The following is an 11,901-nucleotide window of genomic DNA, read 5'->3' as shown; positions in this document are numbered from 1 at the left end:
GGAGATTTATAATGGCTTTAGCAAAACTTCCAGATATAAAAGAACAAATGGTTTTAAAATATATTCCACTTGTTAAATATATAGCTTCAAGAGTTATAATAGGTAAGAGTAAATATATAGAATATGAAGAACTAGTAAGTTGTGGAATGGTTGGACTTATGGATGCCATTAATAAATTTGATAAAAGTAAAGGGATGAAATTTTCTACTTATGCATCTATAAGAATAAAAGGAGCTATGATTGACGAATTAAGAAAAAATAGCCCTATATCAAAAGGTGCAATGGATAAGCTTACTTTATTTAATGAAACATTAGAAAAATTACAAAAAAAATTTTTAAGAGAACCTACTTATGAAGAAATAGCTAAAGAACTTAAAATACCTATAAAAGAAGTTTTTGAAATTGAAAATTATATTAATTATATATCTGTCATATCTTTAGAAGATTTAATATTTTCTGATGATGATGATATTCAGTTAATAGGAATTATAGAAGATGAAAAAAGTCCAAATCCAGAAAAATTAACAGAAGAAAAAGAAAAAAAAGAATATTTGGAAAGAGCTTTAGAAAATTTAAAAGAAAAAGATAAAATTGTATTATCATTGTATTATTATGAAAATCTTACATTAAAAGAAATAGGGAAAGTTCTTGAAGTGTCTGAATCTAGAGTCTGTCAGCTTCATAGCAGAGCAATTATTAATCTTAGAAAAGAATTGAAAAAATTAAAATATACTTAGCCTTGGAGTGAATTAAATGCTTATATTTATTCTTATTATAATAGGATGTTTATTAATATTATTAAATTTAAAAGCAATAAAAAAAGAAGAAAAATCTTTTTATAATATTTTCCATAATACAGAAGAAAATATGGAAGATGTAGAAATTAAATTAGGTAAAATAAGGCAGGAATTTTCAGAAACTATATTAGAACTTCAAAAAGAAATTGTAGATATAAAAAAAGATATAGATAAATTATATACTATTATTGAGTTAAATAATGGCAATTTAAAAGATGAAGAATCGTTACAAGAAATATCAATAAATAAGAAAATAGAACATGAAGAAAAAACAAACATTGATTTTAAAAAAAATACTAAAATAAATAAAAGCGATAAAAACAGCATAAAAATAGATGAAATTAGTGACCTTTTAATGAAAGGATATTCAGTTGAAGAAATTGGTGATAAATTAGGCGTAGGAAAGGGTGAAATATTATTAGTAAGAGATTTATACTTAAAGTAAAAAAATTAATAGATTTTCTTAGTGATAGAAAAATATTATTAGGAATAGGTATAGGAATTGTTCTAACAACCATTATTTTAAGTACTTATAAATTTAATAATAATATAAGCAATGATGAAATAGAAAGAAGGGCAAGATCTTTGGGTATGGATTATCCAAGTGAATTTAAAGTTATAAAAAAGGAGGAAACAAAATGATAAGAGCTTTATATACTTCTGTTTCTGGTCTTATTACACAAGAAGCTAAACAGAATGTTATAACTAATAATTTGGCTAATGTTAATACTGTTGGATTTAAGAGTGATAATTTATTAGTAAAAAAGTTTGATGATGTATTAATAGAAAATTATGATAAAATTGTGAATGGCAAAAATCAACAAAATATAATAGGTTCTTTAAGTCAAGGAAGCAAAATTGATGGGATACAAACAAACTATACACAAGGAACTATTGAAGATACTGATAAGTGGAGCGATTTTTCAATAGAAGGCAGGGGATTTTTTACTGTATCAGATAAAAATAATATATTTTATACAAGAGATGGTCATTTTCATGTTAATTCTCAAGGGTATCTTGTAAATGATAATGGTCAAAATATTTTAGGTGTTAATGTTGATAATAATGGAACAACTATTAGTAATCCTATGCCAATACAAGTTGGAAATGAAAAAATAAAATTGCAAAGTGATGGAACTTTTGAAATTGGAAATAAAAGATATAAATTTAATGTAGTTGATTTTCAAAATTACAACGAGCTAAAAAAAATAGGGGATAATTTATATTTGGGGCAAAATCCAATAAATAATAAAAATATAACTATTAAACAAAATTCTCTTGAAAAATCTAATGTTAATGTTATTGATGAAATGGTAAATATGCTTACAGTTATGAGGACTTTTGAATCTAATCAAAAAATTATTCAATCTATAGATGAAACTTTGGGCAAGACTGTAAATGAAGTTGGTACGGTAAGATAATATTAAGAGGTGAAAAAAAGTGCTTAGAATATTATGGAGCAGTAAAAGTGCAATGGCAGCTCAACAAGAAAAAATTGATAGTATTTCAAATAATATAGCTAATATAAATACAGAAGGATATAAACGTGTAGACGTAAATTTTAAAGATTTAGTATACGAAACTCTAAATAGAAAAGGATATCCTGTTAATGAAAAAAATAGTACAAGTTCTTATAATGGGACTGGAGTAAAAACAAGTGAATGGCTTAGAGATGATAAACAGGGAAATTTAACTGAAACTTCTGTAACTACTGATTTAGCCATAGATGGTGAAGGATATTTTGAAGTAATCCTTCCAGTAAAAGATGATAATGGAAACTATAAAAAAGCATATACAAGAGGAGGAAGTTTTAACATAGATAGTGAAGGTAATTTGACTGATAAAAACGGCAATAAAATTAATATAATATTTAATAAAAATATTCCCGATAAAGATAGAAAATTTACTAGTGAAAATTTAAAAATAGATTATAAAGGTAATGTATATAAAAGTGATAATAACTCTATGATTTTAGTTGGGAAACTTAATGTATATAATGTAAATGGAGATAATTCATTAAAATCCATTGGAGATAATTTATTTATTGTAAATACAGAAAATATTAATGGATTAGAAGTCCCTGTTGAAGTGCCATATTTAGTTGAAGATTCTAATATAATGCAAGGTATGATTGAACTATCTAATGTTGATTTATCAAAGGAAATGACAGATATGATAGTTGCTCAAAGGGCATTTGAACTTAGCTCAAAGGCTATGAAAACTGCTGATGAGATGTGGGGAATGGCTAATAATTTAAGAAGTAGATAGATAAATATATGCAGTAGCGTATTAATTTTATGCTACTGCATATTTATTTTTTTATTTATTCATAAGTATAAGTGCAATATTCATATATTAGTACTGATATAATATCTTTAAGGGGTGTAGATATATATGAAGTCAATTTGTGAAAATATAAAATATCCTTGTCCAGCTATGATTTGTCCAATGTTTTATAAATTTATAAACTTAAATGCTATGTATTTACCACGTAATAATTATATTTATAAAAATACTATTCCTAGATATAATAACCACTATATAAACTTATTGCAAAATACTAATAGTTTCTATATGAGTATTAAAAATGTAGCAATTGAAGAAATAAAAGATTAAAAATTAAAGGAGCTAAAGAAATGGGGATAGGTTATATTGTTGGTTGCTTAGCCAGTATAGTAATGTGGAAAATTGATAGACAATATTTGTTCTATAAATTTGATAATATGCTTAAAAAGATTACATCTAATAAATATATTCTACAGATTATTTATATTTTTTTAATTATGTTAATAGTTTTTTTAATGCATACAATTAAACATTTAGAATTGAGCAATGCAATTACTTCGTTTTTAGTAATAGATATAAGTAACACTGAAAAGAAAAATTTAAGCCAAAGAGAAAAAGTAAAATTTTATGAATCAATTTCAACTATATCTAGAGCTGTAGTTTGTGGTTTTATTGCTCCACTTATGCTTATTATTGTTTTTGGAAATGTGTTTGGAATTTTGTACATGCTTCTTTATAATATAAGTTTTGTAAATGAAGATTTAAACTTAATAAAAGTAACATTTATAGCTTTAACTATAATTCCATCGATTATAACAGAAATTTTTCTTTATATAGTTTATTTTTGTAGAAATAAAAAATCTCAAATAGATTTTAAAGGTGATTATATAATAAATACATTTCTAAGACCTCTTTTAAATGTTGATATATTAGGAGCTTATATTGAATCTGTAAATTTTTATTTTCTTTATAATTTTAAAAATACTGATTATTTAAAAAGCTACGGAAAATATACAAAAAAAATTGATGATATTTGTGTAAAAGATTATTTAAGTATTGCATATGGTATATGCTTAATATTTTATATTATATTTTTTTATTTAATAAGGAAATAAATAAGAAGTGGAAGTCCACTTCTTATTTATTTTAAAGAAGTTATAGCCGCAGTTATAGGAGGTATAACTTGTTTTTTTCTTGAGAGTATCCCTGGTAAATATATGCTTTGACCTGATGGTTTTACGTTAAAAGCTCGTGATATTAATTCTTTATCTTTTCCAACAAAGAAAAGTTCTGAACCTCCTTTTAGTATATCTGTAAGCATAAATACTAAAAGATTAAAGTTACTTTCTTCAGCTTTCTTTTCCATGAAAGACAACATATCAGTTTTCATTTTAGAGAAACCTTCTAAATCCATAGTTCCTATTTGAGATACTCCTATTTTAACATTGTTAAATGTAAAAGTCTTAAAATCTTGATGAAATATTTCATCTACAGTTTTATTATTTAAAGAAGTTCCAGCTTTAAACATTTCTTTTGCAAAATTTTCAATATCATCAATATTTGCTATTTCTGCAAGTCTTTTTAACATTAATTTATCTGTGATTGTAGAAGTTGGTGATTTAAATAGCAAAGTATCGGATATTATAGCAGAACAAAGAAGTCCTGCAATTTTTTTGGAAGGTTTAATTCCGTTTTCGAAAAAAATTGATGCAACTATAGTTGATGTACTGCCAACAGGTTCATTCCTGAAATATATTGGATTACCAGTTTGGATATCAGCAATTCTATGATGATCTATTATTTCTAAAATTTCTGCATCTTCAAGTCCATGAACTGACTGAGTTTTTTCATTATGATCTACAAGTATTACTTTTTTCCTATTTTGTTTTATTAAATGATATCTAGAAACTGTACCTAAAACTTTATTATCTTTATCTACTACGGGATAACTTCTATACCTAGTTTCAAGCATAACGTCTTTTATATCATCAACAAAATCTTCTGTACAAAAACTTATAATATTATCTTTAGTCATTACATAACTTATTGGAATACTTTGAGTTATAAGCCTTGATGCAGTAAAGGAATCATAAGGAGTAGAAATTATAGAACAAGAACATTTTTTAGCTTCTTCTATTATTTCTTCACTTACATTATGATTACCAGTAACAATCATAAGAGAAGCTCCACTATTTATTACTACTAATTGAGTATCTTCTCTATCACCGCATATTGCAATATCTCCTTTTTCTATTATAGATTTTGTACTTTCAGGATTCATAGCTGCAGTAACAATTTTCCCCTCAAGCTTTAAATTTTCATCATGTACGTATATATATTTGGCTGAAAGAGTATCAACTATATTTTCAAGTTTTGTATTGCTTTTTGCTAATATATCATTATCCCAAATATCCATAAAACTTGAAAATAGATTTGAAATAGTGGTAACTCCTATTAAACAATCATTTTCATCAACTACAGGTAAAGTTTTACTATTATTTTTTTTCATAATATTCCAGGCCATTTTTAAAGAAATGTCAGGAGACACTGGAGCTACAGTGTCTATATGTAAGTCTGAAACTTGAACTTTTACTGTTTCTATTAATTTAGGAACATCAACTTTGAAATAGTTAAGTACAAATTCGGTTTCTCTATTTATATCTCCGAGTCTTACAGGAATGGCTTTTAAATTACTGGTTTTATTTTTAAATTCTGCATAAGCTATAGCAGCACATATAGAATCTGTGTCAGGATTTTTATGACCAGTTATATATAAAATATCATTCATATGCAGTTCTCCTTTATATTATATTAGTTCGGTATTTTAATTTTAAATGTATTTATTTAGTTTGTAAATAGGTATTAACAATGTAAACTTATTCACATTTAAATTTAATTATAAGTATAAAAAATTTCATAACTTTTAAAATATACTCATATATTACTAATGTACAAGATATGAAAAGGCATTTAAATAAAATTATTAGTTTTATGGGGAGGTTATTATGAGTTATGATAAATAATGAAGCTAGACTAAAAGGGCTTACTCAAAATGATGCAGAAAAAAGATTAAAAACTTATGGACTAAATCAGCTTGAAAGTAAAAAGAAAATTTCGCCAATTAAGATATTTTTGTCGCAGTTTAATGATTTTATAGTTTGGGTTCTTATAGCCGCTACTGTTATTTCATTTATGATGAATGAAAAAGCGGATGCAATTACTATATTTATAATAATTGTTATGAATGCTGTTCTAGGGTTTATTCAAGAATATAAAACTGAAAAATCATTAGAGGCATTAAAAAAATTAGCAGCTCCAACTTCAAAAGTACTTCGAGATGGAAAAGTTCAAGTAATAAACGCTGAATATATTGTTCCTGGTGATTTAGTACTTCTTGAAAGTGGAGATAGAGTACCAGCAGATTGTATAATAATTCAAGATAATAATGTTGTTGCAGATGAATCTTTACTAACTGGAGAATCAGTCGGAGTAAATAAAAGTGCTAAAGATAAAGAAAATTCATTATATATGGGAACGGTAATACTTACAGGAAGGGCCTTAGCTAAAGTTACTCAAACTGGAATGAAAACTGAAATGGGAAAAATAGCAGGTATGCTTCAAGATATTGAAGAAGAAAAATCTCCATTAAAAGAAAAATTAAATTCTCTTGGTAAAGTTTTGGTTATACTTTGTATTGTTATATGTATAGTTGTAACTATAGTAGGAATATTGAGAGGACAAAATAAATATGAAATGTTTCTTTTAGGAGTCAGTCTTGCTGTAGCGGCAATACCAGAAGGATTAGCAGCTATTGTAACAGTAGCATTAGCTTTAGGGGTATCTAGAATGTTAAAACGTAAAGCGTTAGTTAGGAAACTTCCTGCTGTTGAAACTTTAGGCTGTACATCTATAATATGTAGTGATAAAACAGGAACTTTAACTCAAAATAATATGACAGTAAAGGCTTTTTATTTTAATGATAAATTATATAATATAGACAAAAATGAAATACCAGATAACATATTATTGAAAAAGTCTTTTACATATTGTAATGATTGTAATATTGACGAAAAAGAAAATTCTATACAAAAAAGTTTATTGGGAGATCCTACGGAAACAGCTTTAATCAAAGCATTTTTTAAAGATACAAAATCTTATGTTAGTTTTATTTCAAAAGGAGTTAGAACTTATAGCATACCTTTTGATTCAGATAGAAAAATGATGTCTGTAGTAATAAAAGAAAATGGTAAAGAATATTGTTATGTAAAAGGTGCACCTGAAAAACTTTTAAAAAAGTGCAAATTTATACTTATTGATGGTGAAGTAAAACTTTTAACGTCATATTATAAAGATAAAGTTAATGCAGCTATAGAAACAATGTCATCTAAGGCTTTAAGATGTATAGCTGCTGCTTATAAAGATTCTGGAATAAAAAAAGACAATTCATTAGAAAATGATTTAATATTTTTAGGAGTTGCTGGAATAATAGATCCACCAAGAAAAGAAGTTAAAGATGCTGTATTAAAATGCAAAATAGCTGGTATACGCCCTGTAATGATTACTGGAGATCATAAAAACACTGCTTTTGCAATTGGAAAAGAATTGGACATATGTAAAGAATCATCAGAAGTAATTACAGGAGAAGAATTAGACAAGTTAAGTGATAAAGAACTTTCAAATAGGATTTCTAAAATAAACATTTTTGCTCGTGTAAGTCCTAACCATAAATTAAGAATAGTTAGAGCTTTTAAGAAAAAAAATTACATAGTAGCAATGACTGGTGATGGTGTGAATGATGCTCCTGCGGTTAAAGAAGCTGACATAGGTATATCTATGGGTATTTCAGGTACAGATGTTACTAAAGAAGCATCATCTATGATACTTTTAGATGATAATTTTGCTACTATAGTAGCTGCTATAGAAGAAGGCAGAGTTATATATGATAATATAAGAAAATTTATACGATATTTGTTATCTTGCAATCTTGGTGAAGTTTTAACTATGTTTTTATCTTCGTTGTTATATTTAGATACTCCGCTTTTACCAATTCAAATATTGTTTGTAAATTTAGTTACAGATGGATTGCCAGCAATGGCTCTTGGAGTAGATCCTCCAGATAATGATATAATGTATCAAAAACCTAGACCTAAAAATGAAAATATTTTTGCAAGAGGACTAAAAGAAAAAATCTTACTTAGAGGAAGCCTTATAGGTATTTGTACTGTATTAGCTTTTTTATCTGGTAAATATTATGGAATGGATCTTAATACTTGCAGGACTTTAGCATTTGGTACATTGATACTTTCTCAGCTTATTCATGTATTTGAATGCAGATCAGAAAAACATTCTATATTCGAAATTAATTTTTTTACAAATCCATATTTAATTGGTGCTGTTTTAGTATCTATAATAATGTTATGTTGTGTAATATACATACCATTTCTTCAAGGAATATTTAAAACTGTAGAATTAAATTTTGGACAATGGATGATAATAATATTTTTCTCAGGTATAATTGCGCTTATAAATAGTATATATTTATTTTTAAATAAGAAATAGGAAGTATATACTTCCTATTTCTTATTTAATTCGTTGAACTTTTTGAACTTTTTGAATTTTCCCTTCCATAGGAATTAAATCTTTTTTCGTGGTTAAATTTCTTACATTCATAATTGTTATAACTTCTCTATCGTCTTTACCTTTTTTCCCTTTAAGGCCTTGAATTAACAATAAATTACCTTGATTTATTGTAATAAATGTTGGTTTTTTAAACCATTTGTTTTTTTTGTATACACATCTAATAACTGCTTTACTTCTATCAGGTTTTAATATAAGATTTACTTTTAATTTATGGAATAACCACAAAATGGTTTTTTCTTCTACTTTTACTGATATTACATTACCTTGAATTTGAGTAAGTCTATCTCCATACCTTTTTAAATAAGATTCAGTATAGTATTTTGCAAATTTTTCTTTAACACTCATATGTATAACTCCTTTTCAAATAGATTTATTTTTTATATAAATTATTATTTTATAATGGCGTTTTTTATGTATATTATAGCATAGTATAAATAGTTTTAAAATATGTACAAAATATTTTATTTATTCACTAATGTTATAATAATATAAAAATTAGTAAGTAATAAAAAATAAATAAGCTTAATAAGATTTTATTAAGATATCCAATTGAAATTTTCAATATCAGTATACTTATGATATAAACTGTTTAAGAATTATTACAATAGAATAGATAAGGAAAGTTATGTAAAAAACATATTTTTATTTTAAAAAATGTTCCTAAAATTAAAATATTAGAATATTAATATAGTAATATGTATTTTAAATTTTATACATTAGTATCTAGATATTTTGAGGGAGGAACAAAATATGTCTGAACTTTTGCCCAAAGATATAATTTATGAATTTAGTTTTAATAAAGACATTATAGAAGAAAAAAACGAATATATTCCAGGATATGACAACATATATAAAAGCATAAGTACTTCTTTAGAAATTAAAGAAGATGGATACAATATTTATATAATAGATGATTTTTCTAAAAATAAAATTGAAAATATAAAAAATTTTATAAGTAAAATATTGAAAAAAAAGAATATATTAAATGATATTTGTTATGTAATATATGATGATCCTAAAAATCCAAAAGTTTTATTTTTACCAAAAGGTAATGGTAATAAATTAAAAAAAACTTTAGAAAATTTACAAATTGATTTTTATGAAAGTACTTTTAATTTTTATAACAGCACTGCAAATAAAGAAAAAGAAGCATTAATAGATAATATTCAAAAAAGAAGGAATGAAATAATAAATAAATTAGAAGAAAAAGCTCTTAATTATGAATTTGAAACAAAAATTACTCAAGAAGGATTTATGTTTGTACCATTAAAAGATGGGAAAACTATAACAGAAAAAGAATATGAAAATTTAAGTAAAGAAAAAAAAGAAGAAATTTTAAATAAAGTTAATGAATTAAAACAAGATGCAGAAGAAATATTAGAGGAATTAAAAAAAATTGAAGATGATGAAATAGAAAAAATAAAAAAAATTTTTAAAAAACATTTTGATTCTAATTTAAAAGAAAGTAGAGAAACATATTATAAGGAATTTGCAGAATGTAAGGATGCATTAAAATTTTTAGAATTTATATATACTGAAATTGAAAATAATATTGTTTATAATTACTCAATAGATTATGAAGAAGATGAAACAAAAATTAATGAAATAATAAATAAATATGAAATAAATGTTTTAGTAGATAATAGTATGAATGAAAATCCTCAAGTAATATTTGAAGAAGACCCTAGCGTAAATAATCTATTAGGGAGTATAGAATATGAAAATAAAAATAATGTATATACAACAGATATATCTTTGATTAATGCTGGTTCTATATTAAAAGCTAATGAAGGATGCTTAATTATAAGAACAAATAGTTTGCTTTCTAATCCACAAGCATATTATTATTTAAAAAAGACGCTTTTATCTGGTAAAGTAAATTTAGATTATAATAGGGGATATTTAGAATTACTATCTCTTAATAATTTAAAGCCTGAACCAATAAACATTGAAGAAAAAATAATTTTAATAGGGGATTATGAAACCTATGATTTTTTATATAATTATGATGAAGATTTTAAAAAAATATTCAAAATTAGATGTGAATGTAATCCTATAGTTGATATTAATGAAAATACAAAAAAGTTTTTAGTTAGTAATATATATAGTTTCTGTAATAAAAATAATTTAAAACCTATAACAGAAAAAGGTATTACAGAAATAGCAAAATTTTTATCTAGGAAAGCAGAAAATAAAAATAAAATCTTTTTTGATGATGATGAAATAAATAAATTACTTATTTTCTCAAGTAATAAAGTTAAAAATGAGGATAAAGAATACATTGATGCTGAAGATATTATAGAATCTGCATATTTTAAATGTGAAGCAGAAAAAGAAATTTTAGATAATTATAAAGAAGGTAAAATTCTTATAAATGTAAATGGAGAGATTATTGGACAAATAAATGGACTTTCTGTTATAGATGCAGGATATTTTAAATTTGGGAAACCTATTAAAATAACATGTTCTTGTTATAAAGGAGAAGGGAATATTATAGATGTACAAAAGGAAAGCAATATGAGCGGAAGTATTCATAGTAAATCAATAAATATTTTAAAAGGATATATAAACAAATTTATAAATCCATATACAAAATTACCTGTAGATTTCCATTTAAGTTTTGAACAAATTTATGGCAAAATAGATGGAGATAGTGCATCTGTTGCAGAAATATTATGTATGATTTCTGCTTTAAGTAAAATACCTTTAAAACAAAATATTGCGGTAACAGGCTCTGTTAATCAATTTGGAGAAGTTCAGGCCATAGGTGGAGTAAATGAAAAAATAGAAGGATTTTTTAATATATGTAAAACATTAGACAATACTATTGGTAAAGGAGTATTAATACCTTATAGTAATAAAAATGATATTGTTTTGAATAAGGAAGTTGAAGATGAGATTAAAAAAGGTAATTTCCATATATATACCATGAAAAATATAGAAGAAGGCATAGAAGTATTAATGTGTAATGAAAAAATTTCTATAAATGAAGTTTTTAACAGTATTTTAAAAGAAATAAAAAAATTTTTATCATCTAATAAAAAATAAGCAAATTGAGGGATCGTAATTAGTTTTGTATAAAATGACCGTGTAAATAATTTTGTGTATTCTCTTTCTTTCGACAAGTAATTTAAGGATAAATTATTTGTAAAATAATGTAATTTAAAGTCAATAATCT

The 11,901-nt window shown here is 24.5% G+C and carries 10 protein-coding genes; 8 read left to right on the top strand and 2 right to left on the bottom strand.

Going from position 1 to position 11,901, the window contains the following annotated elements; genetic code table 11:
• Positions 1-11 precede the first annotated feature (11 nt).
• From B5D11_RS00055 to B5D11_RS00025, 6 genes are all read left to right on the top strand, one after another.
• Positions 12-737, top strand: coding sequence for a FliA/WhiG family RNA polymerase sigma factor (locus tag B5D11_RS00055; protein ID WP_078681006.1), 726 nt, complete (start codon positions 12-14; stop codon positions 735-737).
• A 16-nt stretch (positions 738-753) separates the two neighbouring features.
• Entirely contained in the window at positions 754-1,242 is a 489-nt protein-coding gene (locus tag B5D11_RS00050) for a hypothetical protein (RefSeq protein WP_078681005.1), read from the top strand.
• Between the two features lie 193 nt (positions 1,243-1,435).
• Positions 1,436-2,218 carry a flagellar hook-basal body complex protein gene (locus B5D11_RS00040; protein WP_078681004.1) on the top strand — a complete coding sequence of 261 codons (783 nt, stop codon included), beginning with the start codon at positions 1,436-1,438 and terminating at the stop codon, positions 2,216-2,218.
• Between the two features lie 19 nt (positions 2,219-2,237).
• On the top strand, positions 2,238-3,065 hold the full coding sequence (locus tag B5D11_RS00035) for a flagellar hook-basal body complex protein (protein WP_078681003.1): 828 nt from the start codon (positions 2,238-2,240) through the stop codon (positions 3,063-3,065).
• 126 nt (positions 3,066-3,191) lie between these two features.
• Positions 3,192-3,413: a hypothetical protein gene (locus B5D11_RS00030; protein ID WP_078681002.1), complete on the top strand. Its 222-nt coding sequence runs from the start codon at positions 3,192-3,194 to the stop codon at positions 3,411-3,413.
• A 20-nt stretch (positions 3,414-3,433) separates the two neighbouring features.
• Positions 3,434-4,198, top strand: a complete 765-nt coding sequence (locus B5D11_RS00025) for a hypothetical protein (protein WP_078681001.1) — start codon at positions 3,434-3,436, stop codon at positions 4,196-4,198.
• A 26-nt stretch (positions 4,199-4,224) separates the two neighbouring features.
• Here B5D11_RS00025 and B5D11_RS00020 read toward each other — a convergent pair whose 3' ends face one another.
• Entirely contained in the window at positions 4,225-5,871 is a 1,647-nt protein-coding gene (locus B5D11_RS00020; RefSeq protein WP_078681000.1) for a putative manganese-dependent inorganic diphosphatase, read from the bottom strand.
• Between the two features lie 224 nt (positions 5,872-6,095).
• On the opposite strand from B5D11_RS00020, the gene B5D11_RS00015 reads away from it, so the two are divergent.
• The gene (locus B5D11_RS00015; RefSeq protein WP_078680999.1) at positions 6,096-8,642 is read left to right on the top strand and encodes a calcium-translocating P-type ATPase, SERCA-type; all 2,547 of its coding nucleotides are present in this window, start codon (positions 6,096-6,098) and stop codon (positions 8,640-8,642) included.
• A 21-nt stretch (positions 8,643-8,663) separates the two neighbouring features.
• Here B5D11_RS00015 and B5D11_RS00010 read toward each other — a convergent pair whose 3' ends face one another.
• Entirely contained in the window at positions 8,664-9,068 is a 405-nt protein-coding gene (locus B5D11_RS00010) for a hypothetical protein (protein WP_078680998.1), read from the bottom strand.
• Between the two features lie 405 nt (positions 9,069-9,473).
• Between B5D11_RS00010 and B5D11_RS00005 the strand changes: the two genes are divergently transcribed.
• Positions 9,474-11,771 carry an AAA family ATPase gene (locus tag B5D11_RS00005; RefSeq protein WP_078680997.1) on the top strand — a complete coding sequence of 766 codons (2,298 nt, stop codon included), beginning with the start codon at positions 9,474-9,476 and terminating at the stop codon, positions 11,769-11,771.
• The last annotated feature ends 130 nt before the right edge of the window (positions 11,772-11,901 follow it).

This window comes from Clostridium sp. USBA 49 (assembly GCF_900167505.1).
Lineage (GTDB): Bacteria > Bacillota > Clostridia > Clostridiales > Clostridiaceae > Clostridium_AT > Clostridium_AT prolinivorans.
This window is presented reverse-complemented; position numbering and strand designations above follow the sequence as displayed.

Coding starts and splice junctions, on each gene's coding strand:
- B5D11_RS00055 (WP_078681006.1), top strand. CDS start 12: ATGGCTTTAGCAAAACTTCCAGATATAAAAGAACAAATGGTTTTAAAA.
- B5D11_RS00050 (WP_078681005.1), top strand. CDS start 754: ATGCTTATATTTATTCTTATTATAATAGGATGTTTATTAATATTATTA.
- B5D11_RS00040 (WP_078681004.1), top strand. CDS start 1,436: ATGATAAGAGCTTTATATACTTCTGTTTCTGGTCTTATTACACAAGAA.
- B5D11_RS00030 (WP_078681002.1), top strand. CDS start 3,192: ATGAAGTCAATTTGTGAAAATATAAAATATCCTTGTCCAGCTATGATT.
- B5D11_RS00025 (WP_078681001.1), top strand. CDS start 3,434: ATGGGGATAGGTTATATTGTTGGTTGCTTAGCCAGTATAGTAATGTGG.
- B5D11_RS00020 (WP_078681000.1), bottom strand. CDS start 5,871: ATGAATGATATTTTATATATAACTGGTCATAAAAATCCTGACACAGAT.
- B5D11_RS00015 (WP_078680999.1), top strand. CDS start 6,096: ATGATAAATAATGAAGCTAGACTAAAAGGGCTTACTCAAAATGATGCA.
- B5D11_RS00010 (WP_078680998.1), bottom strand. CDS start 9,068: ATGAGTGTTAAAGAAAAATTTGCAAAATACTATACTGAATCTTATTTA.
- B5D11_RS00005 (WP_078680997.1), top strand. CDS start 9,474: ATGTCTGAACTTTTGCCCAAAGATATAATTTATGAATTTAGTTTTAAT.